Source organism: Dactylosporangium salmoneum, from assembly GCF_039532525.1.
In the GTDB taxonomy this organism is placed as follows: domain Bacteria; phylum Actinomycetota; class Actinomycetes; order Mycobacteriales; family Micromonosporaceae; genus Dactylosporangium; species Dactylosporangium salmoneum.
This window is the reverse complement of the sequence record NZ_BAAARV010000102.1, coordinates 78,096-104,499: the sequence shown is the minus strand read 5'-3', so window position 1 is coordinate 104,499 and position 26,404 is coordinate 78,096. Positions and strand designations below refer to the sequence as shown.

Annotated in this window: 25 protein-coding genes; 11 read left to right on the top strand and 14 right to left on the bottom strand. The window is 71.9% G+C overall.

Going from position 1 to position 26,404, the window contains the following annotated elements; all coding sequences use genetic code 11:
• Window positions 1-95 precede the first annotated feature (95 nt).
• From ABD352_RS49220 to cofD, 3 genes are read right to left on the bottom strand one after another with little or no spacing between them, the layout of a single operon-like run.
• The gene (locus tag ABD352_RS49220; protein WP_344619566.1) at window positions 96-641 is read right to left on the bottom strand and encodes an NUDIX hydrolase; all 546 of its coding nucleotides are present in this window, start codon (window positions 639-641) and stop codon (window positions 96-98) included.
• Window positions 638-1,714 (bottom strand): coenzyme F420-0:L-glutamate ligase, encoded by a 1,077-nt coding sequence (locus tag ABD352_RS49215; protein ID WP_344619565.1) that lies wholly within the window; start codon window positions 1,712-1,714, stop codon window positions 638-640. Before ABD352_RS49215 ends, ABD352_RS49220 begins: the two co-directional genes overlap by 4 nt.
• The gene (gene cofD / locus ABD352_RS49210; protein WP_344619564.1) at window positions 1,711-2,667 is read right to left on the bottom strand and encodes a 2-phospho-L-lactate transferase; all 957 of its coding nucleotides are present in this window, start codon (window positions 2,665-2,667) and stop codon (window positions 1,711-1,713) included. The genes ABD352_RS49215 and cofD overlap by 4 nt, the downstream gene beginning before the upstream one ends.
• A 155-nt stretch (window positions 2,668-2,822) precedes the next feature.
• Between cofD and ABD352_RS49205 the strand changes: the two genes are divergently transcribed.
• Together ABD352_RS49205 and ABD352_RS49200 are read left to right on the top strand one after the other, a co-directional pair.
• The gene (locus ABD352_RS49205; protein WP_344619563.1) at window positions 2,823-4,295 is read left to right on the top strand and encodes a hypothetical protein; all 1,473 of its coding nucleotides are present in this window, start codon (window positions 2,823-2,825) and stop codon (window positions 4,293-4,295) included.
• Between the two features lie 106 nt (window positions 4,296-4,401).
• Window positions 4,402-6,918, top strand: a complete 2,517-nt coding sequence (locus tag ABD352_RS49200; RefSeq protein ID WP_344619562.1) for a bifunctional FO biosynthesis protein CofGH — start codon at window positions 4,402-4,404, stop codon at window positions 6,916-6,918.
• A gap of 171 nt (window positions 6,919-7,089) precedes the next feature.
• On the opposite strand, the gene ABD352_RS49195 is transcribed toward ABD352_RS49200, so the two are convergent.
• Window positions 7,090-7,617: a signal peptidase I gene (locus tag ABD352_RS49195; RefSeq protein ID WP_344619561.1), complete on the bottom strand. Its 528-nt coding sequence runs from the start codon at window positions 7,615-7,617 to the stop codon at window positions 7,090-7,092.
• Between the two features lie 384 nt (window positions 7,618-8,001).
• Here ABD352_RS49195 and ABD352_RS49190 point away from each other — a divergent pair, with 384 nt between their 5' ends.
• The gene (locus ABD352_RS49190; RefSeq protein ID WP_033364663.1) at window positions 8,002-8,259 is read left to right on the top strand and encodes a WhiB family transcriptional regulator; all 258 of its coding nucleotides are present in this window, start codon (window positions 8,002-8,004) and stop codon (window positions 8,257-8,259) included.
• A gap of 76 nt (window positions 8,260-8,335) precedes the next feature.
• Here the strand turns inward: ABD352_RS49190 and ABD352_RS49185 are convergent, their stop codons facing one another.
• On the bottom strand, window positions 8,336-8,689 hold the full coding sequence (locus ABD352_RS49185) for a DUF3499 domain-containing protein (protein WP_344619560.1): 354 nt from the start codon (window positions 8,687-8,689) through the stop codon (window positions 8,336-8,338).
• Between the two features lie 118 nt (window positions 8,690-8,807).
• Here ABD352_RS49185 and ABD352_RS49180 point away from each other — a divergent pair, with 118 nt between their 5' ends.
• On the top strand, window positions 8,808-9,257 hold the full coding sequence (locus ABD352_RS49180) for a metallopeptidase family protein (RefSeq protein WP_344619559.1): 450 nt from the start codon (window positions 8,808-8,810) through the stop codon (window positions 9,255-9,257).
• A 27-nt stretch (window positions 9,258-9,284) separates the two neighbouring features.
• On the opposite strand, the gene ABD352_RS49175 is transcribed toward ABD352_RS49180, so the two are convergent.
• From ABD352_RS49175 to ABD352_RS49160, 4 genes are read right to left on the bottom strand one after another with little or no spacing between them, the layout of a single operon-like run.
• Window positions 9,285-10,631: an NAD(P)/FAD-dependent oxidoreductase gene (locus tag ABD352_RS49175; protein WP_344619558.1), complete on the bottom strand. Its 1,347-nt coding sequence runs from the start codon at window positions 10,629-10,631 to the stop codon at window positions 9,285-9,287.
• Window positions 10,628-11,218, bottom strand: a complete 591-nt coding sequence (locus tag ABD352_RS49170) for a pyridoxamine 5'-phosphate oxidase family protein (RefSeq protein WP_344619557.1) — start codon at window positions 11,216-11,218, stop codon at window positions 10,628-10,630. The genes ABD352_RS49175 and ABD352_RS49170 overlap by 4 nt, the downstream gene beginning before the upstream one ends.
• Window positions 11,203-12,585 carry an aspartate aminotransferase family protein gene (locus ABD352_RS49165; RefSeq protein ID WP_344619556.1) on the bottom strand — a complete coding sequence of 461 codons (1,383 nt, stop codon included), beginning with the start codon at window positions 12,583-12,585 and terminating at the stop codon, window positions 11,203-11,205. Before ABD352_RS49165 ends, ABD352_RS49170 begins: the two co-directional genes overlap by 16 nt.
• Window positions 12,582-13,082: an Lrp/AsnC family transcriptional regulator gene (locus ABD352_RS49160; protein WP_344619555.1), complete on the bottom strand. Its 501-nt coding sequence runs from the start codon at window positions 13,080-13,082 to the stop codon at window positions 12,582-12,584. The genes ABD352_RS49165 and ABD352_RS49160 overlap by 4 nt, the downstream gene beginning before the upstream one ends.
• A gap of 236 nt (window positions 13,083-13,318) precedes the next feature.
• On the opposite strand from ABD352_RS49160, the gene ABD352_RS49155 reads away from it, so the two are divergent.
• The 7 genes from ABD352_RS49155 (at window position 13,319) to ABD352_RS49125 (ending at window position 20,243) form a co-directional block, all read left to right on the top strand.
• The gene (locus ABD352_RS49155; protein WP_344619554.1) at window positions 13,319-14,557 is read left to right on the top strand and encodes a polyamine ABC transporter substrate-binding protein; all 1,239 of its coding nucleotides are present in this window, start codon (window positions 13,319-13,321) and stop codon (window positions 14,555-14,557) included.
• A gap of 3 nt (window positions 14,558-14,560) precedes the next feature.
• Window positions 14,561-15,691: an ABC transporter ATP-binding protein gene (locus tag ABD352_RS49150; protein ID WP_344619553.1), complete on the top strand. Its 1,131-nt coding sequence runs from the start codon at window positions 14,561-14,563 to the stop codon at window positions 15,689-15,691.
• A gap of 136 nt (window positions 15,692-15,827) precedes the next feature.
• A complete protein-coding gene (locus ABD352_RS49145; RefSeq protein ID WP_344619552.1) occupies window positions 15,828-16,733 on the top strand; it encodes an ABC transporter permease in 906 nt (301 codons plus the stop codon).
• Window positions 16,733-17,536, top strand: a complete 804-nt coding sequence (locus ABD352_RS49140; RefSeq protein ID WP_344619551.1) for an ABC transporter permease — start codon at window positions 16,733-16,735, stop codon at window positions 17,534-17,536. Before ABD352_RS49145 ends, ABD352_RS49140 begins: the two co-directional genes overlap by 1 nt.
• Window positions 17,537-17,542: 6 nt before the next feature.
• Window positions 17,543-18,748, top strand: a complete 1,206-nt coding sequence (locus ABD352_RS49135) for a saccharopine dehydrogenase family protein (RefSeq protein ID WP_344619550.1) — start codon at window positions 17,543-17,545, stop codon at window positions 18,746-18,748.
• The gene (gene speB, locus ABD352_RS49130) at window positions 18,745-19,743 is read left to right on the top strand and encodes an agmatinase (RefSeq protein WP_344619549.1); all 999 of its coding nucleotides are present in this window, start codon (window positions 18,745-18,747) and stop codon (window positions 19,741-19,743) included. The genes ABD352_RS49135 and speB overlap by 4 nt, the downstream gene beginning before the upstream one ends.
• 176 nt (window positions 19,744-19,919) lie before the next feature.
• Window positions 19,920-20,243 carry a hypothetical protein gene (locus ABD352_RS49125; protein WP_344619548.1) on the top strand — a complete coding sequence of 108 codons (324 nt, stop codon included), beginning with the start codon at window positions 19,920-19,922 and terminating at the stop codon, window positions 20,241-20,243.
• Window positions 20,244-20,292: 49 nt separating this feature from the next.
• Here ABD352_RS49125 and ABD352_RS49120 read toward each other — a convergent pair whose 3' ends face one another.
• The 5 genes from ABD352_RS49120 to ABD352_RS49100 all read right to left on the bottom strand — a co-directional run bounded on the left by ABD352_RS49120 (window position 20,293) and on the right by ABD352_RS49100 (window position 26,316).
• Complete coding sequence (locus ABD352_RS49120; RefSeq protein WP_344619577.1) at window positions 20,293-20,634, bottom strand: DUF779 domain-containing protein; 342 nt, start codon at window positions 20,632-20,634, stop codon at window positions 20,293-20,295.
• Between the two features lie 38 nt (window positions 20,635-20,672).
• On the bottom strand, window positions 20,673-22,196 hold the full coding sequence (gene adh / locus ABD352_RS49115) for an aldehyde dehydrogenase (protein ID WP_344619547.1): 1,524 nt from the start codon (window positions 22,194-22,196) through the stop codon (window positions 20,673-20,675).
• A gap of 9 nt (window positions 22,197-22,205) precedes the next feature.
• Window positions 22,206-23,492, bottom strand: coding sequence for a GAF domain-containing protein (locus ABD352_RS49110; RefSeq protein WP_344619546.1), 1,287 nt, complete (start codon window positions 23,490-23,492; stop codon window positions 22,206-22,208).
• Window positions 23,493-23,563: 71 nt separating this feature from the next.
• The gene (gabT, locus tag ABD352_RS49105) at window positions 23,564-24,886 is read right to left on the bottom strand and encodes a 4-aminobutyrate--2-oxoglutarate transaminase (protein WP_344619545.1); all 1,323 of its coding nucleotides are present in this window, start codon (window positions 24,884-24,886) and stop codon (window positions 23,564-23,566) included.
• Window positions 24,886-26,316, bottom strand: a complete 1,431-nt coding sequence (locus tag ABD352_RS49100; protein ID WP_425553953.1) for a gamma-aminobutyraldehyde dehydrogenase — start codon at window positions 26,314-26,316, stop codon at window positions 24,886-24,888. The genes gabT and ABD352_RS49100 overlap by 1 nt, the downstream gene beginning before the upstream one ends.
• Window positions 26,317-26,404: the final 88 nt, after the last annotated feature.

Sequence of the window (26,404 nt, the reverse complement as noted above, 5' to 3'; positions counted from 1 at the left end):
AAGCGAAAAGCCGGAAGCGAAAGCCGGAAGCGAAAGCCGGAAGCCGGAAGCCGAAGGCGAAGAACTGAAGGCGAAGAACTGAAAGCGAAAGCCGGCTAGGAGCGCTTCGCCCACGCCAGGGCCGGGGCCATCAGCGACTCGGTGGCGCCGGCCAGCGGCTCGGGCAGCTGGTCCGGCGCGAACCAGGCCAGCGCCGCCGACTCCGGGCTCACCATCTCGACCGCGCCGGGCGGGGCGATCGCCGCATACCGCACGTCGTAGTGCAGCGACGGCCCACCCGAGCAGACGACGTGGTGCACGTCGAGCCCGATCGGCGCCTCGCTGATGCGCAGCCCCAGGATTCCCGACTCCTCGGTGGCCTCGCGAAGGGCCGCTCCCGCGACGGTGGCGTCGCCGGGCTCGCAGTGCCCGCCCATCTGCACCCAGCGCTTGATCCGCCCGTGCAGGCACAGCAGCACCCGCTCGGCGGCGGCGTCCACCACCAGGGCGCTCGCCGTCACGTGGCCGCCGGCGTGCTCGCGCCAGACCGTGGTGGGGTCGGACCGGACGAAGTCCAGGAAGCGCTGACGGGTGGCCTCCGCCTCCGCCGTGGGGGCCGACCATGCCGACAGTACCGCGAGAGCGTCCTCGTGCAGCGTCATAGTGACGGCAGGCTACCGCGCCCGATCGCGAGCACGCCCAGGGGCACGCCGCCCTCCGGCAGCTCGTCGCCGAACGTGTCGCCCGCCGCGACCTCCAGCCAGGCGCTGGCGAGGCCGTCAGCTGCGAGAACGGCCCGCAGGCGCTCGGCCCGGCGGCCGGCCTCGGCGGCGGCCCGCGCGTCGCCGGCCGGCGCCCACACCAGCAGTGCGGCCACGGTGCCGGGCGGCGTCGTTACGCTGCGTGTCCGCGGAAACGGCAGCTCCGGCAGCTGCACGGGCTCGTCCGCGGGGCCGAACGACACGGCGTCGGGCAGCGATCCGGCCGCGCGCAGTCCGCGGGCCACGGCCTCGGCCGTGCCCAGCGAGAAGAGGTCGGCGTCGGCGCCGCGGATCAGCTCGGCCGCCCCGCGGCCGTGCGGGGCGCCCGCCGGGATCGGCAGGCCCCGCACGACCGCCACCGGCACCTGGTCGACCTTGCCCTTGACCAGGTCGGCGGCGGCGGCCAGCTCGTCGATGACGGCCGTCTGGGTGAGGTGGAGCTCGTTGCCGTACGCGTCGAGGCGGCCCCGGTAGTCATCCAGCGCATCCACGCCGGCGGCGCCGATCGCCACGTCGGTCAGGCCCATGCGCCACGGGCGGCCCATGGTGTCGGTGACGACCACGGCCACGTCCAGGCCGAAGCGCTCGCGCAGCTCCTCGCGCAGCCACCGGGCCGACGCGTCCGGGTCTTTCGGCAGCAGCACCAGGTGCGTGGGGTCGACGTTGGACGCGTCGATGCCGGCGGCGGCGAGCACGAAGCCGTGGTGGGTCTGCACGATCCGGGTCGCGCCGCGGCGGGCGACCACGCGGACCGTCTCGGCGCGCAGCGCGGCCTCGCGGGCGGCCTCCCGGGCCGGCTCGTCGAGCGGGATCTCGACCAGCCGCCCCTCGGACTTGCTCACGATCTTGCTGGTCACCACGAGGACGTCGCCGTCGGCCAGCCACGGCGCCGCGGCCGTGATCAGCGCGGCCAGGTCGTCGCCGGGCCGCACGTCGCCGATCCCGTTGACCGGCAGGATCTCCAGGCCCGTCATGAGACCCCCACCGTGGACAGCGCGTCGCGGACCATCGTGGCGGTCGCGGCCTCGTCGGTCATCCACAGCGGCACGGCGCGGACAGTCAGGCCCGGGACCTCGACGCCGGCGTCGGTCTCGTCGACCAGCCAGGCGTCGAGCACGCCGCCGTTCGCGCGGGCGCCCAGCAGGCCGCCGACGCCGGCCGGGGTGCACGGCACGCCCATGACCGCCAGGCACTTGTCGGCCATGCCGCGCACCGGCGCGCTGCCGATGATCGGGGACACGCCGACGACCGGCGCCCGGCCCGTGGCCACCGCGTCGCGGATGGCCGGCACGGCGAGGATCGGGGCGATGGAGACCACGGGGTTGCTCGGCGCCAGCAGTACGACATCGGCCTCGGAAATCGCGTCCAGCACCCCCGCCGCGGGCTTGGCCGTCTCGGCCCCCACGAACACGAAGCGCTGGGTCGGGACGCCGGCGCGGTGGCGGATCCACCACTCCTGGAAGTGGATCGCCCGGGTCGCCCCGTCCACCTCCACCACGGCGTGCGTCTCCACCCGGTCGTCGCTGGCCGGCAGCATGCGGATGCCGGGCTTCCACCGGTCGCACAGCGCCTCGGTGACCGCGGAGAGCGGGTAGCCGGCGTCCAGCATCCGGGTGCGCACCAGGTGGGTCGCCACGTCCTTGTCGCCCAGGCCGAACCAGGTGGGCTCGGCGCCGTACGCGGCCAGCTCCTCCTTGACCGTCCAGCTCTCCCCGACGCGGCCCCACCCGCGCTCCGGGTCGGCGCCGCCGCCGAGCGTATACATCACGCTGTCGAGGTCGGGGCAGATGCGCAGGCCGTGCAGGGTCACGTCGTCGCCGACGTTGATCACCGCCGTCACGTCCGCACCGAGTTCCCTGCCCACCGCGCGCACCCCGAGGAGGAAGCGCGCGCCACCGATCCCGCCGGCCAGCACCACGATCCGCATGGGTCCAATCCTGCCCCACCGGTGTTACGTCGATATGCGGGGTCTTCCGCACACGCGGGAATCGCCCGCGGGAGCTACGCTGCTCGCGACCGTTTCCGTTCCATCGAATGCACCGAACCGGACAGCAACTCGGACCGTTCACTTCGGGAGAGCCAGTGAGCACCCAGCCACCCGATCCGACCCCCACCGGGGCGTACTCGCCGACCCCGGCCGCGGCCCAGTACCAGACCCCTGCCCAGGCGCTGCCCGGCGCGGTCCACCAGCCCCAGGCGGCGCCGGCCCTGCCGCTGCCGGACGCCAAGAAGGTGCGGGGCCTGCTCGACCCCTACCGCGAGCTGGCCGCCTTCGCGCTGATCGGCGCGGCCGGCGTCTTCCTGCTGGCGGGCCTGCTCGAGCTGTTCACCGGCGTGGCCAACTCGTTCCTGACCATGGCCACGACGTCGTTCGGCAACGTGGTGGGCTTCCAGGTCATCCTCATGCCGATCCTCGCCGTCGTGCTGGTCACGCAGATCGACCCGGTCACGCCTCGGTCGAAGATGATCGTCCTTGGGGCCCTGATCGAGTACGCGGTGGCCGCCGTCCTCGGCCTGGTCCTGCTGCTGGCCGGGCTCATCGGCGACATGCAGAGCGAGTACCTCGCGCTCGGCTACGCCTTCGCCAACTTCCTCGAGCACCTCGCCGGCCTGGGCCTGATCGCCCTCGGGCTGTTCCTCACCTCGCGGGTCTTCCTGGGCGCCTACAGCGCGCCGAAGCCGGTCGCCCCGCAGTACGGGCAGCCGGGCTACGGGCAGTACCCGCAGGCCTACGGATACCCGCAGCAGCAGTACGCCCAGCCGCAGACCGGCTACGTGACCGGCGCGCAGCCGGCCGCCCCCGCCGGGTACCCGGCCGCGTACGGCCAGCAGCAGCCGGCCACCGCCGGCTGGTCCCAGCAGACCGGGACCCAGTCCGCCGTGAACCCGGGCGTCATCGCCGGCGCGGCCGCGGGCTACCCCGCCGCGCAGCAGACCGGCGCCGTGCCGACGACCCCCGGCTACGCGACCCCGGCCGCCCCGACCACGGGCGCTCCGGCGGCCGCGCCGACCTCCGGCGGGTACGCCGCACCCGGCTACGCGGCTCCCGGGGCGACCCCCGGGTACACCGCGCCGGCCGCGGCCGCGCCCAGCTACGGCGCCCCGGCGACCCCGCCGGCCGCGGCCGAGGCGGCCCAGCCCGTCTCCGCGTCGCCGCTCAGCTCGCCGTTCGCCGCGTACACCGCGCCGGCCCCGACCCCGGTGGCCGACGAGCCGGTCTCCGCGCAGCCGTTCGCCGCACAGCCGGTCTCCGCACAGCCGTTCGCCGCGCAGCCGGTCTCCGCGCAGCCCGCCTCCGGGCAGCCTGCATCGGAGCAGCCGACGCAGGGCGGCGGGTTCGCCTCGGCCGGCTGGCCGGGCGGCACCTCGACGCACCCCGCGCCCAGCGAGGAGGGCACGGCGGTCCTGTCCCCGGCGCCCACCGCCGACCCCGACGCCACCCAGCAGGCGCCGGTCGTCGACCCCGACGCCACCTCGGTGCTGAAGCCGGAGGAGAAGAAGGGCGACGACGGCGAGGCGACGCAGAGCACCCAGGCGATTCCGCCGAGCAACTGAGGGTAGACCTCGCTTTCCCGTGGCCGCTGCCGCCGGTCGCGGCCACGGGACAAGTCACACGTCCGGCTCGCGTGAATCCGCCCGGCGGCGGCCTAGGCTTCAGTCCGTGACGTCTGAAGGCAGAGGTACCGAAAACAACGCCATGCGGCGGGCGCTGCGGCGGGCGGCCGACGGCCGCGCGCTCGACGCGACCGAGGCGGCCGTGCTCCTGACCGCCCGCGGCTCCTCGCTCGACGATCTGCTCGCCACCGCGGCGGCGGTGCGCGACGCCGGCCTGGCCGACGCCGGCCGCCCGGGCGTCATCACCTTCTCGAAGAAGGTGTTCATCCCGCTCACCCGGCTGTGCCGGGACCGGTGCCACTACTGCACCTTCGCGACCGTCCCGCATCGGCTGCCGGCCGAGTACCTCGAGATCGAAGAGGTGCTGCAGATCGCCCGCGAAGGCGCGCAGCAGGGCTGCAAGGAGGCCCTGTTCACGCTAGGCGACCGCCCGGAGGAGCGCTGGCCCCAGGCCCGCCGCTGGCTGGACGAGCGCGGCTACGACTCCACCCTGGCGTACCTGCGGGCCTGCGCGATCGCCGTGCTCGAGGAGACCGGCCTGCTGCCCCACCTCAACCCGGGCGTGCTGTCCTGGGCAGAGCTGCAGCGGCTCAAGCCGGTCGCGCCCAGCATGGGCATGATGCTGGAGACCACCGCCACCCGCCTGTGGTCGGAGCCGGGCGGCCCGCACTTCGGCTCGCCGGACAAGGAGCCGGCCGTGCGCCTGCGGGTGCTGGAGGACGCCGGACGGGTCGGCGTGCCGTTCACCACCGGCATCCTCATCGGCATCGGCGAGACCCTCGACGAGCGCGCCGAGTCCCTCTTCGCGATTCGCCGGACGATGAAGGAGTACGGCCACATCCAAGAGGTCATCGTCCAGAACTTCCGCGCCAAGCCCGACACCGCCATGCGCGGCATGCCCGACGCCGAGCTGCACGACCTCGCGGCCACCATCGCCGTGGCCCGGCTGGTGCTGGGCCCGAAGGCCCGCATCCAGGCCCCGCCGAACCTCATCGACGAGGAGTACGCGCTGCTCATCCGGGCCGGCATCGACGACTGGGGCGGCGTGAGCCCGGTGACGCCGGATCACGTGAACCCGGAGCGGCCCTGGCCCGCCCTCGACGAGCTCGCGGAAAGGACGAAAGCCGCCGGTTTCGTACTGCGCGAGCGCCTGACCATCTACCCGGAGTACGCCCGCCGCGGCGTGCCGTGGCTCGACGCCCGGCTGGCCGCGCACGTCGAGGCGCTCATGGAGCGCGACTCCGGCCTGGCCGACGAGGCCGCCCGCCCGGCGGGCCGGCCATGGCAGGAGCCGGACGGCGGGCTGGAGGACAGCGGCCGCACCGACCTCTTCGCCGCGATCGACACCGAGGGGCGCAGCGCGGACCGGCGCGGGGACTTCGACACGGTCTACGGCGACTGGAGCGAGGTCGCCACGAGGGTCCCGCAGGCCGCACCCGAGCGCCTGGACGGTGACGTCCACAGTGGACTTTCGCTGGCCGCGAGCGACCCGGCGAGCCTGCTGGACCCGGCCAACGAGGCCGCCGCCCTGGCCCTGTTCAACGCCGACGGCCCGGCCCTGGACGAGCTCGTCCGCATCGCCGACGACCTGCGCCGCGAGGCCGCCGGCGACGACATCACCTACGTGATCAACCGCAACATCAACTTCTCCAACGTCTGCTACGTGGGCTGCCGCTTCTGCGCCTTCGCCCAGCGCGAGCGCGACGCCGACGCCTACCGTCTGTCCTACGAGGAGGTCGCCGACCGGGCCGAGGAGGCCTGGCGGGTCGGCGCCACCGAGGTCTGCATGCAGGGCGGCATCGACCCGAAGCTCCCGGTCGGCGCCTACGCGGAGCTGGTCCGCGCGGTCAAGGCCCGCGTCCCGGAGATGCACGTGCACGCCTTCAGCCCGATGGAGGTCGTCACCGCCGCCTCCAAGGCCGGCGTGTCCATCCGCGACTGGCTGACCCAGCTCAAGGAGGCCGGCCTGGACACCATCCCCGGCACCGCCGCCGAGATCCTCGACGACGAGGTCCGCTGGGTGCTGACCAAGGGCAAGCTCCCGACGTCGGCGTGGGTCGAGGTGGTGACGACGGCGCACGAGCTGGGCATCCGGTCGAGCTCGACGATGATGTACGGCCACGTCGACCACCCCGGCCACTGGCTCGGCCACTTCCGGGTGCTCGCCGGCATCCAGGACCGCACGGGCGGCTTCACGGAGTTCGTCGCCCTGCCCTTCGTGCACCACAGCGCGCCCATCTACCTCGCCGGCATCGCCCGCCCGGGCCCGACCTGGCGCGACAACCGGGCCGTGCACGCGATGGCCCGGGTGCTGCTGCACGGCCGGATCGCCAACATCCAGTGCTCGTGGGTGAAGCTCGGCGACGAGGGCACGGTGGCGATGCTGCGCGGCGGGGCCAACGACCTCGGCGGGACGCTGATGGAGGAGACCATCTCGCGCATGGCCGGCTCGGAGCACGGCTCGGCCCGCACGCGCGAGGAGCTGGAGTCCATCGGGCGCGCGGCGGGCCGGCCGGTTCGCCAGCGGAGCACGGTCTACGGCTCACTCCCGGCCCGCGCCTGAACCGGCGGGGTGGTGGGCGCGCCTGAACCGGCGGGGTGGCGGGCGCGCCTGAACCGGCGGGGTGGTGGGCGCGCCTGAACCGGCGGGGTGGTGGGCGCGCCTGAACCGGCGGGGTGGTGGGCGCGCCTGAACCGGCGGGGTGCGGCCGCGCGTGAACCGGCGGGGCGCGCCTCAGGGCCGCGTCATCGTGTAGGCCGACAGCAGCGTCGCGCCCGTCGTCGGCACCATCGCCACCACGGCGACCAGGCCGCCCAGCAGGAGCAGGCCCAGGATCCGCCGGCCCGGGAAGAGCAGCGCCAGGAGCAGGGCGCCGCCGGCGATGCGGACCGGGTGGGTGCGGACCTGCATCACGGGCCAGCCCGCGTGGGGCAGGATCAGGCGGACCGGGCCGACGATGTGCTTGCGGTCGACGGCCGCCGGGTCCGGCTGGGCGTTGGCATCACCCTTCACCGTCAGGGCGCCGTCGGCGGCCTGAGAAATCACCCGGTGGGTGATTGGGCCGCGCGGATCGGTGTAGGTCACGGTCTCGTAGACCGACACAGAGGTGGCATGGGGATCGACGAAGATGAGGTCGCCGGCGTGGATCGACGGCGCCATGGACTCGGACATCACGACGTAGGGCTTCCAGCCCAGGCCGGCGACGCCGACGGAGAACATGATCACGGAGACGGCCGCGCCCAGGAGCAGACGGTTGATCATGGGTGGGCCGTGAGGTTGGGTCTCAGCTTCTGCCGCACATCGGCGCAGTTCGGCCGGGTCAGGGGCCGGTTGAGCAAAGTCGCGCAGACTTTCTCGGCGCGTCCGGCGTGTCGCCCGTTACCTTCGGCGGGGCTTCGTCGGTATGGGTACGGCACGGGGTGCGAGCGATCGCCCGAGCGGGCCTATTTAGCAGGTTCGGCTTGACGACGCACGTATAACACGCGTGTAATTTCACGGGGGATGTTCGCCTGGTGGGGTAAGACAACGCCACCAAGTGGACATTAGGAACACCGCGCCGAGGTACAGCAACCTTGTAGGACATGCGCCTTCCGCGTGGGGGGTTGCGCCGGCATTGACGCCGGTGCGCAAGAAGGAGGCACGCTGATGGACGGCCGACCAGTCGTGGCCGACCTGCTGGGTAACGCTCCGGAGTGGCAAGAGCGCGCCCTGTGTTCGCAGACCGATCCGGAGGCTTTTTTCCCGGAGAAGGGCGGGTCGACGCGCGAGGCCAAGCGCATCTGCTCGCGCTGTGAGGTGCGGGCGGACTGCCTGGAGTATGCGCTGGGGCACGACGAGCGCTTCGGGATTTGGGGCGGGCTCTCGGAACGCGAGCGCCGCAAGCTCAAACGACGGGCCGCTTAGCAGATCGGATTTCCGAATTTGGGCGCCGACACCCGAAATGGGGTCGGCGCCCTTTTCGTTGACATTCTTTCGATAATTATGCGTCCGGAGGAATGACTCGCAGGTGGCCTCGCCGCCCGAGTGGATGCTGCTGATCGGGCTCGTCGCGATGCGGGGCGGGCCGGGCCGCCTCGCGCACGGCCTCGGCGAGCGCGACCAGATCGTCGTTCGTCGGCGGGGGCGGGCCGTACTCGCCCTCGTGCCGTACCAGGTCCCAACCCCGCGGCGCGGTGAGCCCGCGGGCGTGTGATTCGCACAGGTCGTAGGAGTGCGGCTCGGCGAATGCGGCCAGCGGACCGACAACTGCGGTCGATTCGGCATAAACGTACGTCAACGTCGCAACGGGGGGTCGGGGGCAACCGTTGCGCGAGCATCGACGTGGGGTCCTCACCGCGGAACCGTATCTCTCGCAGGCCCTCACGCCCTTCCGGAAGGCTCGCGACACGCCGGGGTGACCACGGCGACACGCTCGCGAGGGCGATAGGGTTGGCTGGCGCTACGCTGGCACCGTGGCGAGCCCAGACCGACGACGCAGTGGACCGGGAAGGCGCGGCCGCGACCGGCACGGCCGAGGCCTGCGCGGCCGGCTGGTGCCCGCGTCGCTGCCGATGTCCCGCACGCGCGCCGAGATGTTCGATGACCTGGTCCTCGACTCCGTCGAACAGCTGGAGCAGCGCTTCTCCCAGGAGCTCGCGGGCGTGGAGTTCGCGGTCGAGGACGTGCCGCCGGACCTCAACGTGTACGACTCCGACGTGCTCGAGGACGGCGAGGTACCCCTGGCCAGGCTCCTGCCCGGCCGCCCGGGCCGGCACGGCGTGCCGCCGCGGATCGTGCTCTACCGGCGACCGCTGGAGTTCCGCGCGGCCGACCACGACGACCTGGCCGACCTCGTCCACGACGTGATCATCGAGCAGGTCGCCAACCTGCTGGGCGTGTCCCCGGACGAGCTCGAGGGCTGAGCGGCCGCATCCGCGGCCACCGGTCCGTCAGGCGCCGAGGACCCGCGACATCAGCGCCGCCCGCTTCGAGGGCCGGCCGGTCCGCGCCTCGGTGGCATCCGCCGCCGTCATCAACCGCAGGCTCGCGTTCACGCCCAGCCAGCGAAGCGGCTCCGGCTCCCAGGGTGGCGACCGGTGCCCGACCCACGGCAGCCCGACCAGATCGCTGTCGATCCCGCGGATCAGGTGGGCCAGCGTCCGCCCGGCGAGGTTGGCCGTGCCGACCCCGTCGCCCACGTAGCCGCCCGCCCAGGCCAGCCCGGTGGCGGCGTCCAGCCCCACGGACGCCATCCAGTCGCGGGCGATGCCGAGCGGCCCGCCCCAGGTGTGCGCGACCGGCACGTCGCCCAGCGAGGGGAAGAGCTCGCCCAGGACCCGCCGCAGCTCGGCGAAGACCCGCGGCTCCAGGTCGAAGGAGGGGTCGACGGCCGAGCCGTAGTGGTACGGCGCCCCGCGCCCGCCGAAGGCCAGCCGGTCGTCGGCCGTGCGCTGGCCGTAGATGATCAGGTGGCGGTGGTCGGAGAACGTCTCGCGGCCGGCCAGCCCCGCGGCGGCCCAGAAGGAGGCGGGCAGGGGGTCGGTGGCGATCATCAGGGAGTACACCGGAGCGATGGCCCGGCGCAGGCCCGGCAGCCGAGGGGTGAAGCCCTCGGTCGCGCGCACGACGATCGGCGCCCGCACGGTGCCGTGCGGCGTCTCGGCGCGGCGGCGGGTGAGGCGGGTGACCGGGGTCCGCTCGAAGATGCGCACGCCCCGGCGCTCGCAGGCGGCGGCCAGGCCGCGGACCAGCTTGGCCGGCTGGATGGCGGCGCAGTGCGGGGTGAACGTGGCGCCGAGGACGCCGGTGGCGCCCACCCGCTCCGTCGCCTCGGCCGCGGAGAGCAGGCGCAGGTCGATGCCGTAGCCGGCGGCCTCCTCGGCCTCGTGCCGGGCTCGCTCCAGCTGCACCGGGGTGCGGGCCAGCACGACGGTGCCGCCCTTGGCGTAGTCGCAGTCGATGCCCTCGGCGGCGGCGACCCGGCCGACCTCGTCGACGCTCGCCTCCATGGCGGCGTTGAGGGCGAGCGCGCGCTCGCGGCCGTACGAGCGCTCCAGCGCGGCCACGGACTTGGGGAACAGCGCCGAGCACCAGCCGCCGTTGCGGCCGCTGGCCCCGAAGCCGGCGGTCTGGGCCTCCAGCACGACGATGCGCAGCGACGGGTCGGCGACCGCCAGGTAGTAGGCCGTCCACAGGCCCGTGTAGCCCGCGCCGACGATGCACACGTCGGCGTCGGCGTCGCCGGGGAGCGCCGGCCGGGCGGGCGCTTCCGGCAGTACCGACATCCAGAAGCTCATGAAGACTCGCCCTCGATGAACTCGTCGCGCACCGTGCGGATGGGAATGACGCCGGTGGGCGGGGACCAGCCGGCGTCCTCGTCGGACGTCTCCGGCCAGCCGTCGCTGACCTTGAGCGACCACTCCTCGAGCGGCAGCGCCAGGACGAGGGTGGCGGCGAGCTCCTTCCTCGACGGCGGCCGGATCTGCTCCCACCGGCCCGGCGTGAGGTGCTCGCTGATCGTGCGCAGCGCCGGCACCTGGTCCTCGACCACCGAGCAGGCGCCGAGGACCATGGCCGAGCGGTACCGCATCGAGGCCTCGAAGGCGCTGCGGGCCAGGATCAGCCCGTCGAGCAGGGTCACCGACAGGCAGCACGGGGCGCCCTCGGCGAGCAGCCGGAAGAGGCGGCTGCCCGTCGAGCCGTGGAAGAGCACCGTGTCGGCGTCGCGGGCGTAGGCGACCGGGATCGCGAACGGGTGTCCATCGTGGACGAACGCGACGTGGGCGACCAGGCCCGCGTCGAGCACGCCGTGCAGCGCGGCGCGGTCGCGGACCTGCTTGTCGGGCAGGCGGCGGACCCGCGTGCGCTCTACAGGCGCGCCCATGCCTCGGTCAGCACGGACCGCAGGATCTGCTCCATCTCGATGAAGTGGCTCTCGTCGCAGATCAGCGGCGGGGCCAGCTGGATCACCGGGTCGCCGCGGTCGTCGGCCCGGCAGTACAGGCCGGCGTCGAAGAGCGCCTTGGACAGGAACCCGCGCAGCAGCGCCTCGGACTCGGCCTCGTTGAAGGTCTCCTTCGTCGCCTTGTCCTTGACCATCTCGATGCCGAAGAAGTAGCCGTCGCCCCGCACGTCGCCGACGATCGGCAGGTCGTGGAGGCGCTCGAGGTACGACCGGAACAGCGCCGAGTTGTCGCGCACGTGCGCGTTGAGGCCCTCGCGCTCGAAGATGTCGAGGTTGGCCAGGGCCACCGCGGAGCCGACCGGGTGCCCGCCGTAGGTGATGCCGTGCGCGAACCAGTTCCTCCCGTCGAGGAACGGCTCGGCCAGCCGCTCGGAGGCGAGCATCGCCCCGAGGGGGACGTAGCCGCTGGTCAGGCCCTTGGCGCAGGTGATGATGTCGGGCTGGAAGCCGTACCGCTGGGATCCGAAGTACTCCCCGAGGCGCCCGAACGCGCAGATCACCTCGTCGGAGACGAGCAGCACGTCGTAGCGGTCGCAGATCTCGCGGACCCGCTCGAAGTACCCGGGCGGGGGCGGGAAGCAGCCGCCGGCGTTCTGCACCGGCTCGAGGTACACCGCGGCCACCGTGTCCGGGCCCTCGAACTCGATCGCCTCGCCGATGCGGTCGGCGGCCCACCGGCCGAACTGCTCCGGCGTCATCGACTCGTCCGGGCGGCGGTAGTAGTTGGTGTTGGGCACCCGGAAGGCGCCCGGCACCAGCGGCTCGAAGTCCTGCTTGAGCACGGGGATGCCGGTGATCGACAGTGCGCCCATCGACGTGCCGTGGTAGGCGATCGAGCGGGACAGCACCTTGGTCTTGAGCGGCTTGCCGGTGCGCTTGAAGTAGGAGCGGGCGAGCTTCCAGGCGCTCTCCACCGCCTCGGACCCGCCGGTGGTGAAGAAGACCCGGTTGAGGTCGCCGGGAGCGATCTCGGCCAGCCGGTCGGCCAGCTCGATCGCCTTCGGGTGGGCGTAGGACCACAGCGGGAAGTAGGCGAGCTCGGCCGCCTGCTTGGCGGCGGCGTCGGCGAGCTCCTGGCGGCCGTGGCCGGTCTGCACGACGAACAGGCCGGACAGGCCGTCGAGGTAGCGGCGGCCGTTGCTGTCGTAGATGTACGGCCCGTCGCCGCGCACGATCACCGGGATCGGGGACTCCGCGTACGCCGACAGCCGGGTGAAATGCATCCAGAGGTGCTCGCGCGCCGCCGCGTCGAGCGTGGCGGCGTCGGGTTGCTGGTCGATGGTCATCGGGTCCCCCACGCATAGGTCTGCTTGGCGAGCTTGAGGTAGACGAAGGTCTCCGTGGCGGTGACGCCCGGGACGCTGCGCACGGTGTCGTTGATGAGGTCGAGGAGGTGCTCGTCGTCGGTGCAGACGAGCTCGGCGAGCAGGTCGTACCCCCCGGCGCAGATGACCACGTAGTCGATCTCGGGCACCTCGGCCAGGGCCTTCGCGACCGGCCGGATGTCCCCCTCCACCTTGATCCCGATCATCACCTGCCGGGCGAAGCCCAGCGTGAGGGGATCGGTGACCGCCACGATCTGCATGACGCCGGTGTCCAGCAGGCGTTGCACCCGCTGGCGAACCGCCGCCTCGGACAGCCCCACGACCTTCGCCAGAGCGGCGTAGGACATACGGCCATCACGCTGCAGTTGCTCGATGATGCGCTTGTTGACGTCGTCGAGGACGGGCTCGGTCACGTGTGGATTCTTACCCAGGACCCGGGCGTTGGCAACTAATTCCATGGCTGGCCATCGAGAGATCTGCGGATTCGTTAGGGGTGCCGCCGGCCGCGAAACCGTGGCAGACTGTCGCTCCCTGTTTCGCTGAGGTGACGACTGTAACCCCGGCTTGACCACATAGCGCTTTTCGTTGTGCAGCTTGATCGTGACAACGGAATCCCTTGTGAGTGATGGGACTGCGTGTCAGGATCAGTCGTCGGTCACCCCCAAGGCCGGCACCGAGATCCGTAGGAGCCCTCGTGCGAAACCCCTCTCGCCCGCCGCTCTCGCCAGAAGCGCAGGCGGTGCTCAACGTCACCGGCCTGTCGCGCCGGACCCTCATGCGTGGCCTCCTGGCCGGCGGCGCCTTCGCCGCGACCGGTGGGGCCCTCGCGGCCTGTGGCACGAAGCCCGCGAAGAAGACAGAGTCCGAGAAGGCCGCCTGCGTCGGCGCGGACGCCTCGGCGACCGAGAAGAAGGTCAACTTCTCCAACTGGCCGCTGTACATCGACGTCGACGCCAACGACGACAAGAAGCACCCGTCGCTGGACGGCTTCACAGCCAAGACCGGCATCGCGGTGACCTACACCGAGGACATCAACGACAACAACGAGTTCTTCGGCAAGGTCCGCAACCAGCTGCAGGCGTGCCAGTCGATCGACCGCGACGTCATGGTCCTGACCGACTGGATGGCCTCGCGGGTCGTCGGTCTCGGCTGGGTGCAGCCCTTCGACAACGCCAAGACCCCCAACTTCACCAAGAACGTGCTGGCCAACCTGCGCAACCGGCCGTGGGACAAGGACATGACCCACGCCGCGCCGTGGCAGTCCGGTCTCACCGGCATCGCCTACAACGGCAAGGTGACCAAGGAGGTCCGCACGATCGACGAGCTGCTGACCCGCCCCGACCTCAAGGGCAAGATCGCCGTCCTCAGCGAGATGCGCGACACCGTCGGCCTGGTGCTGCTGTCCATGGGCAAGGACCCGCAGACGGTCAGCGACGCCGACTACGACGCCGCCCTGGAGAAGATCAAGAAGGCGGTCAGCTCGGGCCAGATCCGCAAGTTCACCGGCAACGACTACAAGGAGGACCTCGCCAAGGGCGACCTCGCGGCCTGCATCGCGTGGTCCGGCGACGTCATCCAGCTCGCCGCCGAGGAGGGCTCGCAGGTCAAGTGGGTCACGCCGGAAGAGGGCCTGATGCTCTGGTCCGACAACATGATGGTCCCGGCCCCGGCGACCCACAAGGCCAACGCCGAGCAGCTCATCGACTACTTCTACGACCCCACGGTGGCCGCCCAGGTGGCCGCGACCGTGAACTACATCTGTCCGGTGCAGGGCGCACAGGAAGCGATGCAGAAGATCGACCCGGACATGGCCAGCAACCCGCTGATCTTCCCGGACGCCGCCACCCTCGCCAAGGCGCACGGCTTCCGCGCGCTGAGCGAGGAAGAGGACAAGAAGTACGCCGCCAAGTACGAGTCGGTGCGGGGAGCCTGATACATGACCGAGCAGCAAGGCGATCTCCAGCTGATCGGCGTGACGAAGCGGTTCGGCGCCTTCACCGCGGTCGACGACCTGACCCTCACCGTGCCCCGGGGGTCGTTCTTCGCCCTGCTCGGCGCGTCCGGGTGCGGCAAGACGACCACCCTGCGGATGATCGCCGGCCTCGAGGAGCCGACGGCTGGCCAGGTGCTGCTCGGCGATCAGGACGTAACCAACCTGCGCCCGTACAAGCGGCCGGTGAACACGGTGTTCCAGAGCTACGCGCTCTTCCCGCACCTCTCCATCTCCGACAACGTCGCGTTCGGCCTGCGCCGGCGGGGCGTGAAGCAGTACGCCGACCAGGTGGAGCAGATGCTCCACCTGGTCGAGATGGACGGCTTCGGCAAGCGCAAGCCGTCCCAGCTCTCCGGCGGCCAGCAGCAGCGCGTCGCGCTGGCCCGAGCGCTCATCAACCGGCCCCAGGTGCTGCTGCTCGACGAGCCGCTCGGCGCGCTTGACCTCAAGCTGCGCCGGCAGATGCAGGTCGAGCTCAAGCGCATCCAGACCGAGGTCGGCATCACCTTCGTGCACGTCACGCACGACCAGGAGGAGGCCATGACCATGGCCGACACCGTCGCGGTGATGAACGCCGGGCGCATCGAGCAGCTCGGCGCGCCGGTGGAGATGTACGACTTCCCCGGCACCGCCTTCGTGGCCAACTTCCTCGGCCAGTCCAACCTGCTCGCCGCCGAGGTGCACGGGCGCAGCGGCGACGACCTCCTCGTCGAGGCCTACGGCACGCGCTACACCGTGCCCGCCGCCCGGGCCCGGGCCGCCGAGGGCACCGTCTGGCTGGGCGTGCGGCCGGAGAAGCTGCACCTCACCACCGGGGAGGTGCCCTCGGGCCACCAGAGCGCCACCGGGCTCGTGACCGACTCCTCCTACATGGGGGTGAGCACGCAGTACCTGGTCCGCGCGCCCTGGGGCGACGAGCTGACCGTGTTCGTGCCCAACTCCGGGGTGGCCGCGCCGCTCTCGGTCGCCTCCGAGGTCACCGTCCACTGGCGCCCCGAGCACGCCTTCCTGCTGCCGCGGCCCGCGGGGGAGACCCACGCGCCGGTGGTCGACCCGGAGGAAGTGGCGGCATGAGCGGTCCGGAGCGAAGCGGCGCCTGGTCTGGGTCGACCGCCGCGGAGCCTCGTCGAGCCAGACCTGGCGTTGGGGCCGCGAACAATGAGCACAGGGTTGGCTCGCGCCGGCGCCGGAGCGAAGCGGAGGCGACGGCGTGAGCGCTTTGGGGCACGTTGGGGCGGCCGGGGCGCAGACCCCGGTCAAGCTCGAGAAACCGAAGAAGAAGTGGCTGCCGTACCTCCTGCTGCTCCCCGGGGGCCTCTGGCTGATCCTGTTCTTCGCCGTGCCGTGCGTGCAGCTGCTCGCCACGAGCCTCTACGACCCGTCGGGGTCGCTGGAGGACGGCTACGCGATGACCTGGCAGTTCAGCAACTACAGCGACGCCGTGTCGGCCTACCTGCCCCAGTTCGGCCGCTCCATCGGCTACGCCGCCCTGACCACCGCCTTCTCGCTGCTGCTGGGCTACCCGCTGGCCTACGCCATCGCGCAGAAGGCCGGTCGTTGGAAGAACGTCCTGCTCATCTGCGTCATCGCGCCCTTCTTCACCAGCTTCCTGATCCGCACGCTGGCCTGGAAGGTCATCCTGTCCGACAACGGCACGGTCGTGTCGGTGCTCAACGCGCTCCACGTCCCGCTGCCCGACGACCGCCTGCTGGCCACCACCCCCGCGGTGATCGCCGGCCTGGTGTACAACTTCCTGCCCTTCATGGTCCTGCCGCTCTACGCCAGCCTGGAGAAGCTCGACCCCCGGCTGATCGAGGCGGCCGGCGACCTCTACGCGCGGCCGGTCGCGCGGTTCACCCGCGTGGTGCTGCCGCTGTCGATGCCGGGCGTGGTGGCCGGCACGCTGCTCACGTTCATCCCGGCGGCGGGCGACTACATCAACGCCGAGCTGCTGGGCACGAGCCGGCAGTACATGATCGGCAACGTCATCCAGTCGAAGTTCCTCAAGGTGGGCGACTACCCCGCCGCGGCGGCGCTGTCGTTCACCCTGATGGCGGCGATCCTCGTGCTGGTCTTCATCTACGTCAAGCGCGCCGGAACGGACGAGGTGCTCTGATGCTTCACCGCCTGCGCCGGTTCGCCGCCGATCACTGGGTCCTCGCGATCGGGATCATCGTCCTGCTGTACCTCTTCGTGCCGATCGGCGTCGTCGCCGCGATGTCCTTCCGCGAGGCCGGGCACAACGCCCCCTACACGCTGGACAACTACAAGTTCACCCTGGACAACTGGAAGCACCCGTTCGGTGTCGCCGGCATCCAGGACGCGTTCCTGCTGAGCATCACCATCGCGCTGGTCGCCACCGTGGTCGCGACGATCCTCGGCACGCTCATGTCCTTCGCCCTGGCCCGGCACTCCTTCCGCGGCCGGGGCGCGACCAACACGCTCATCTTCCTGCCGATGGCCACGCCCGAGATCGTGATGGGCTCCTCGCTGCTGGCGCTGTTCGTCGCCTCCGGGGTGCCGCTGGGCTTCTGGACCGTCGTCATCGCGCACGTCATGTTCTGCCTGTCGTTCGTGGTGGTGACGGTGAAGGCCCGCCTGGCCGGGCTGGACCCGCGGCTGCAGGAGGCGGCCATGGACCTCTACGCCGACGAGCGGCAGACCTTCATGCGGGTGACCCTCCCGCTGGTGATGCCGGGCATCGTGGCCGCCGCCCTGCTGTCGTTCTCGCTCTCCTTCGACGACTTCATCGTGACGAACTTCAACTCCGGCACGGTGGTCACCTTCCCCATGTTCGTCTGGGGCGCGTCCCAGCGCGGGATCCCGGCCCAGATCAACGTCATCGGCACGGCGATGTTCGCCATCTCGTTCCTGATCGTCCTCATCGGACAGTTGCCCCGTCTGCGCCGGAAGGCCTGATACCCCATGCGTTTGCTCATTGTCGGCGCCGGCGGCGTCGGCGCTGCCGCCGTGCGCATTGCCGTGCGCCGCGCATTCTTCGACCATTGCGTCGTGGCCGACCGCGACCTGGCCCGCGCCGAGGCCGCCGTGTCCTCGGCGGACGATCCCCGGTTCGCGGCGGCCGCCCTCGACGCGTCCGACGCGGGCGCGGTCGAGGCGCTGTGCCGGGAGCTTCGGATCACCCACGTGCTCAACGCCGTCGACCCGCGCTTCGTCATGCCGGTCTTCAACGGCGCCTTCGCGGCCGGCGCGCACTACCTCGACATGGCGATGTCGCTGTCCCAGCCGCACCCCGAGCGGCCCTACGAGAAGACCGGCGTGAAGCTCGGCGACGAGCAGTTCGCCGCCGAGGACCGCTGGCGGGCGGCCGGCCGCCTGGCCCTGTGCGGCATCGGGGTGGAGCCCGGCCTGTCCGACGTCTTCGCCCGCTACGCCGCCGACACCCTGTTCGCCGAGGTGCACGACGTCGGCATCCGCGACGGCTCCGACCTGGTGGTGGAGGGCTACGAGTTCGCGCCGTCCTTCTCCATCTGGACCACCATCGAGGAGTGCCTCAACCCGCCGGTCGTCTACGAGAAGAACCGGGGCTGGTACGTCACCAAGCCGTTCTCCGAGCCCGAGACCTTCACCTTCCCGGCCGGCATCGGCCCGGTCGAGTGCGTCAATGTGGAGCACGAGGAGGTCCTGCTCATCCCGCGCTGGATCGACGTGCGGCGGGTCACCTTCAAGTACGGCCTGGGCAACGAGTTCATCGAGGTCCTCAAGACCATCCACAAGCTGGGCATGGACTCCACCAAGAAGGTCCGCGTCGGCGGCGTCGACGTCTCCCCGCGCGACGTGGTGGCCGCCTGCCTGCCCGACCCGGCCACGCTCGGCGACCGGATGCACGGGCGCACCTGCGCCGGCACGTACGTCACCGGCCTGGGCCGCGACGGCCGCCCCCGGGCCACGTACCTCTACCACGTGGTCGACAACGCCTGGACCATGCGCGAGTACGGCAGCCAGGCCGTCGTCTGGCAGACCGCCGTCAACCCCGTGGTGGCGCTGGAGCTGCTGGCCGCCGGCACCTGGTCGGGCGCCGGCGTGCTCGGCCCGGAGGCGCTGCCGCCCCGCCCGTTCCTCGATCTGCTCACCGAGTACGGCGCGCCCTGGGGTATCCAGGAGCTATGACCAGGTACGGCCCGATGTTCGGCCCGGACATCACGTTCCTGGGCGTGCCGGCGTGCGATCTGTCCTCGCCCGAGAGCTTTGCGGGCGCCGACGTGGTCGTCATCGGGGCGCCCTTCGACGGCGGCACCTCGCACCGCCCGGGCACGCGCTTCGGCCCGCAGGCCATCCGGCAGGCCTGCTACCTGCCGCACGACGGCTCCCGCCCGTCGCTGGCCCTGCGCGTGGACGCCCTGCGGGACCTGCGCGTCCTCGACGCCGGCGACGTCGAGATGTACTCCGGGGACGCCGCCCGCGCGATCAAGTCCCTGGAGGACGCGGTCTTCGCGGCGGCCGACGCCGGCGCGATCCCGCTGATCCTCGGCGGCGACCACACCATCGCCTGGCCCGACGCGACCGGCGTGGCCCGCAAGCACGGCTACGGCCGCGTCTCGATGGTCCACTTCGACGCCCACGCCGACACCGGCGACGTCGAGTTCGGCTCGTTGATCGGCCACGGCCAGCCGATGCGCCGCCTGATCGAGTCCGGCGCCCTGCGCGGCGACCGCTTCCTGCAGATCGGCCTGCGCGGCTACTGGCCCGACCCGCAGACGCTGGACTGGATGGCCGAGCAGCGGATGCGCTCCTACGAGATGACCGAGATCGTCGCCCGGGGCCTGGACGAGTGCCTGACCGAGGCGTTCGCCATCGCCACCGACGACTGCGACGGCGTGTTCCTGTCGGTCGACGTCGACGTGGTCGACCCCGGCATGGCCCCCGGCACCGGCACCCCGGAGCCCGGCGGTCTCACCTCCCGCCAGCTGCTCGACGCCGTGCGGCGCTGCTGCTACGAGCTGCCGATCGTGGGGCTGGACGTGGTCGAGGTGAGCCCGCCGTACGACCACGCGGAGATCACCGCCTTCCTGGCCAACCGCGTGGTCCTGGAAGCGCTCTCGGCCATCGCCAGGCGTCGCCGCGGCGATCCGTGGGACCCCCGCCGGCCCCTCCTCGATCGCTGACCCGACTTAGTTCAAGTATCACAATAAGCATCGGAGCTGCAACGCCTGATCCGGCGACATTAATGACAGTCGACTGGATCGCGGAGAATTCCATAGACGTGTATAAACCTTGCCCGGGTGTCGAGAGAGCGCTTACTTTGGCCCTCGCTCGTTTCTTCAATCGGGGAGGAACCATCATGCGCAAGCTCAGCAAGGCGATGCGAGTCGCCGCCGTGGTCGTCGCCGTCGGCGCCGGCACGCTCGCCGTCACCGGCACGCCCGCCTTCGCGTCCGGCTGCAGCGGCTCGTACACCGACTCGGGCCGCGGCTACCTCGGCGGCCCGTGCACCGGGTACCCGTCCTACTTCCACCTGCACTCCGCCGCCACCTGCATCCCGATGGGCAGCGGCTCGTCGTACGGGGTGACCGGGCCGCGGGCCTCCATCAGCGGCACGTCCAAGGTGCTGTGCCAGGTCGGCTACTACGCCTCGAGCGGGCACGTCGTCGTCGAGAACAACTGACGTAACTGAGGAACCCCCGGGTCGGTGGCCAACGACCCGGGGGTTCCTCCTATTCGCGCTCGCCCAGCTCGGCCAGCTCCTCGGGGGTGAGCAGCCGGGACCTGATCAGGAAGCGCACCCCCTCGGGCGCCTCCAGCGAGAAGCCCGAGCCGCGGCCCGGCACCACGTCGACCGTCAGGTGGGTGTGCCGCCACAGCTCGAACTGCGACCGCGACATCCAGAAGGTCACCGGCTCGCCGACGCCGTCGATCGCCAGCGACTCCAGCAGGACGTCGCTGGCGCCGGTGCGGAACTCGCCCTCCGGGAAACACATCGGGGAGCTGCCGTCGCAGCAGCCGCCGGACTGGTGGAACATCAGGGGTCCGTGAGTGCCCCGCAGCGACCGGATCAGGTCGGCCGCCGCGGGGTCACCGCCACGCGCGGCATGGCCTAGAAGAACCCGAGCTTGTTGGGGGAGTAGCTGACCAGCAGGTTCTTCGTCTGCTGGTAGTGCTCCAGCATCATCTTGTGGTTCTCCCGGCCGATGCCGGACTGCTTGTAGCCGCCGAAGGCCGCGTGGGCCGGGTAGGCGTGGTAGCAGTTGGTCCAGACCCGTCCGGCCTGGATGGCCCGCCCGGCGCGGTAGGCGGTGTTGGTGTCGCGGGTCCAGACGCCGGCGCCGAGGCCGTAGAGGGTGTCGTTGGCGATCTTGATGGCGTCCGCGAAGTCGGAGAACGAGGTCACCGAGACGACCGGGCCGAAGATCTCCTCCTGGAAGATCCGCATGGCGTTGTCGCCCTCGAAGACGGTCGGCTGGACGTAGTAGCCGCCCGAGAGCTCGCCGCCGAGGTCGGCCCGCTCGCCGCCGACGCGCACCTTGGCGCCCTCCTGGCGGCCGATCTCGAGGTACGACAGGATCTTCTCCAGCTGGTCGTTGGACGCCTGCGCGCCGATCATCGTCTCGCTGTCCAGCGGGTGGCCCTGCTTGATCGCGCGGACGCGCTCGGTGGCGGCGTCCAGGAACTCGCCGTAGTGGCCCTGCTGGACGAGCGCGCGGGACGGGCAGGTGCAGACCTCGCCCTGGTTGAGCGCGAACATCGCGAAGCCCTCGAGGGCCTTGTCGTAGAAGGCGTCCTTCGCGCTCGACACGTCGTCGAAGAAGATGTTCGGGCTCTTGCCCCCGAGCTCCAGCGTCACCGGCTTGATGTTCTCGCTGGCGTACTGCATGATCAGCCGCCCCGTCGTGGTCTCGCCGGTGAAGGCGACCTTGGCCACCCGCGGGCTGCTGGCCAGCGGCTTGCCGGCCTCGACCCCGAAGCCGTTGACGATGTTCACCACGCCCGGCGGCAGCAGGTCGGCGATCAGGCCCATGAGCACGTGGATCGAGGCCGGGGTCTGCTCGGCGGGCTTGAGCACGACCGCGTTGCCGGCGGCCAGCGCCGGCGCGAGCTTCCACGTCGCCATGAGCAGCGGGAAGTTCCACGGGATGATCTGGGCGACGACGCCGAGCGGCTCGTGGAAGTGGTACGCGACGGTGTCGTCGTCGAGCTCGCCGAGGCTGCCCTCCTGGGCCCGGATGGCGCCGGCGAAGTACCGGAAGTGATCCACCGCCAGCGGCAGGTCGGCCGCCAAGGTCTCCCGCACCGGCTTGCCGTTCTCCCACGTCTCGGCGACGGCGAGGGCCTCCAGGTTGCCCTCGATCCGGTCGGCGATCTTGTTCAGGATGTTCGCGCGCTCGGCGACGCTCGTGCGCCCCCACGCGTCCGCCGCGCCGTGCGCGGCGTCGAGGGCCAGCTCGACGTCCTCGGCCGTGCCCCGGGCGATCTCGCAGAAGGTCTGCCCGGTGACCGGCGTGGGGTTCTCGAAGTACTGGCCGCGGACCGGCTTGACGTACTCGCCGCCGATCCAGTGGTCGTAGCGGGACTCGTATCGGACCAGGGCACCGTCCTGGCCGGGAGCTGCGTAGCGGGTCATGCCCGGAAGCTAGTTACGGGAACGTTGCAACCACGTTGCGGCCGGCGCCGCGTACTCCTCGGACAGGCGGGCCACCCGCTCCAGGGCGAGCGCCCGCCGGGGCGAACCGGCCGGCAGCGCCGCCGCCAGCGCCTCCCACATCCACAGGTCCTCGGCCCCCCAACCGGCCGCGGTCCAGGCCGCGAGCAGCTCGGCGTCGCGGCTGGCCCGCACGCCGGCGCGTAGCTGCCCCTCGATGAGCCGGCGCAGGCGCACGATGCCGGGGGCGTCCGAGCGGGGCAGGAGCGGCCCGCGGTACGCCAGCAGCGCCCCGGCGACGTCGCCCTCGGCCAGCCGGGCCGGGACCTCCGCGAAGTCCGACAGCACCGGCTCGCGCAGCCGGTAGGGGCGCGAGAGCAGCAGGGGCCCGAGCACGTGGCGCAGCCGGGACAGCTCGGCCCGCAGGGTCACCGGGTTGACCAGCCCGTCGCCGTAGAGCTCGACCGCCAGCTGGTCCCCGGTCAGGCCGGCCGGGTGCGCGCAGAGCAGCGCGACGATCTCGCTGTGTCTCGGGCTCAGCCGCAGCGCCCGCCCGCCGGCCGACAGCACCCCGGCGTCGCGCCCCAGCGCGCCGAACGACGGTCCGGCCGGGGCCGCCGAGGGCAGCGTGGCCAGGTACGTCTCGGCGGCGCGGGCGGTCGCGAGTACCAGCGCCAGGGAATGCGGGTTGGCGAGGTGGTCGCCGCCGGTCACGTCGATCGCCCCGAGCAGCCGCCCGGTGCGCGGATCGTGGATCGGCGCGGCGGAGCAGGTCCAGCGCTGCGCCCGGCGGCTGAAGTGCTCGGTGGCGAAGATCTGCACCTCGTGGTCGAGGGCCACCGCGGTGCCGGGCGCGTTGGTGCCGGCGTGCGTCTCGTCCCAGCGCGCCCCGGCGACGAAGTTCATGCCCTCCGCCCGGCGTACCACGGTCGGGTGCCCCTCCACCCAGAGCAGCCGCCCCTGCGCGTCGCAGACCGCCATCAGGTGGTCGCCGTCGTCGGCGAAGCTGCCGAGCAGGTCGCGGAACAGCGGCAGCACGTGGCGCAGCGGGTGGGCCCCGCGGTAGTCCTCGAGCTCGTCGTCGTCGAGGTCGACCGGGGCCGTGGCGTCGGGATCGAGATGGGCCGCGGCGCTGCGCCGCCAGGAGTCGGCCACGACGTCGCGCACCTGGTCGCCGACCTGTTGGTTGTTGAGGAAAGCGTCCCAGGCGCGCCCGTTCTGTCCGATCCGCTCGCGCGCATCGGCCCCCGAGGGGAGGGCCAGCCAGGGATTGTGCATGCCTCATAGTGACCCGCGTCACCCAAGAACGCCAAGGGGCGCGCCCTGTCGGCAGGGCGCGCCCGGGCTACTCAGAGCGCGGACTCCAGCATCGTCAGGGCGCGCTGCAGGGTCGGGTCGTCCATGACGAGCGGGGGCAGGAAGCGGATGACGTTGCCGTAGGTCCCGCAGGTGAGCAGCAGGAGCCCCGCCTCGTGGGCCCGCCGCTGGATCTCCGACGTCCTGGCCGGGTCCGGGGTCGCGCCCAGCGGGGCGCCCCGGCCGTAGCCGCGCTCCGCCGTCATCGTCCCCGGCGAGGCCGACTCCGGCACCACGATCTCGATGGCCAGCATCGCGCCGCGGCCCCGCACGTCGCCGATGAACGGGTGCGACTGCTGCAGCTCGCGCAGCCGCGGCACCATCACCGACTCGATCCGCCGGGCCGCGGCGCTCAGGTCCAGCTCGCGCATCGTGTCGATGGTGGCCAGGGCGGCGGCGCAGGCGATCGGGTTGCCGCCGTACGTGCCGCCCAGCCCGCTGGGGTGCACGGCGTCCATGACCTCGGCCCGGCCGGTCACCCCGGCCAGGGGCAGGCCGCCGGCGATGCCCTTCGCCGTGGTGATGATGTCGGGCTCGACCGACTCGTGCGGCGAGGCGAACCAGTCGCCGGTGCGGCAGAAGCCGGTCTGGATCTCGTCGGCGATGAACAGGGCGCCGTGCGCCTTCGACCAGGCGGCCAGGGAGGAGAGGAAGCCGGGGGCCGGTACGACGAAGCCGCCCTCGCCCTGGATCGGCTCGATCAGCACCGCGGCCACCTGGTCGGCGCCGACCTGCTTCTCGATCATGTTGATGGCCAGCGCCGCGGCGTCCGGGCCGGCCAGGCCGTCGCGGAAGGGGTAGGACATCGGCACCCGGTAGATCTCGCCGGCGAAGGGGCCGAAGCCCTGCTTGTACGGCATGTTCTTCGCCGTCAGCGCCATCGTGAGATTGGTGCGGCCGTGGTAGGCGTGGTCGAACACGACGACCGCCCGGCGGCCGGTGGCGTGCCGGGCGATCTTCACCGCGTTCTCGACCGCCTCGGCGCCCGAGTTGAACAGGGCCGAGCGCTTCTCGAAGGCGCCCGGGGTGAGCGCGTTGAGCTGCTCGCAGACGGCGACGTAGGACTCGTACGGCGCGATCATGAAGCAGGTGTGGGTGAACCGCTCGACCTGCCGCTGGACCGCCGCCACGACCTTGGGGCTCGCGTTGCCCACGCTCGTGACCGCGATCCCGGCGGCCATGTCGACCCACTCCCGGCCGTCCACGTCGGTCAGCGTGCCACCGGCGGCGTAGTCGACGTACGACTGGACCATGCTCGACACGCCCCGCGCGACGGCGGCGGTGCGGCGCTTGTGGAGATCCTCGCTGTGCGACATCAGAGCTCGATGTTGTGCATGACGTGCTTGATCCGGGTGTAGTCCTCCAGGCCGTACATCGAGAGGTCCTTGCCGTATCCGGACTGCTTAAACCCGCCGTGCGGCATCTCGGCGACGATCGGGATGTGCGCGTTGACCCACACGCAGCCGAAGTCCAGCCGGCGGGTCATCCGCATCGCGCGGCCGTGGTCGCGGGTCCAGACCGAGGAGGACAGGCCGTACTCCACGCCGTTGGCCCAGCGCACCGCCTCGTCCTCGTCGGTGAAGCGCTGCACGGTGATCACCGGCCCGAAGACCTCGTCCTGGATGATCTCGTCCTCCTGGCGCAGGCCGGAGACCACGGTCGGGGCGTAGAAGAAGCCGCGCTCGCCGACCCGGGCGCCGCCGGTGTTGAGCTTCGCGTGGTCGGGCAGCCGGTCGATGAAGCCGCCGACCCGGGCCAGCTGGTTGGCGTTGTTCAGCGGGCCGTAGAGGATGTCCTCGTCGTCCGGTGCGCCGGTCTTCGTCGCCGCCGCCTGCTCGGCCAGCGCCGCCACGAAGTCGTCGTAGATGCCGGGGCCGGCGAGCACGCGGGTGGCCGCGGTGCAGTCCTGGCCGGCGTTGAAGTACCCGGCCACGGCGATCGCCTCGGCCGCGGCGGCCAGGTCGGCGTCGTCGAAGACCACGACGGGCGCCTTGCCGCCGAGCTCCAGGTGGGTGCGCTTGAGCGACGGCGCGGCCGCGCCGGCCACCTCGCGGCCGGCCCGCACCGAGCCGGTGATGGACACGAACTGCGGCGTCGGGTGGGCGACCAGCGCGCGGCCGGTCTCCCGGTCGCCGGTGACCACGTTGAGCACGCCCGGCGGGAGGAACTCGGCGGCCAGCTCGGCCAGCAGCAGCGAGGACGCCGGCGTGGTGTCGGACGGCTTGAGCACCACGGTGTTGCCCGCGGCCAGGGCCGGCGCGATCTTCCAGACCGCCATCATGAGCGGGTAGTTCCAGGGCGTGACCTGCGCGCAGACGCCGATCGGCTCGCGCCGCACGTAGCTGGTGTGCCCCTTCATGTACTCGCCGGCGGACTTGCCCTCGAGCACCCGCGCCGCGCCGGCGAAGAACCGGATCTGGTCCACCGACGGCGGCAGCTCCTCGCTGGCCGTGAGCGCGCGGGGCTTGCCCGTGTTGCGCACCTCGGCGTCGATGATCTCCTCCGCCCGCTCCTCCATCGCGTCGGCCAGCTTGAGCAGGGCCTTCTGCCGCTCCGACGGTGTGGCGTCGCGCCAGGTCTCGAACGCCCGGGCGGCGGCCCGCACGGCGCGGTCGACGTCCTCGGCGCCGGACACCGGCGCGGCGGCGAACACCTCGCCGGTGGACGGATCGATGAGGTCGGAGTAACGCCCGTCGGCGGGGTCGGTGTAGGTGCCGTCGACGAAGTTCTGCAGCTGTTTGGTCATGTCCACTCCCTTGGGGCCGGCAGGGACATTTTTCCATCGAATCCGTGGCGCACAAGCCCTCGAGCAACTGTTTCCGTGGGAGTTAGTG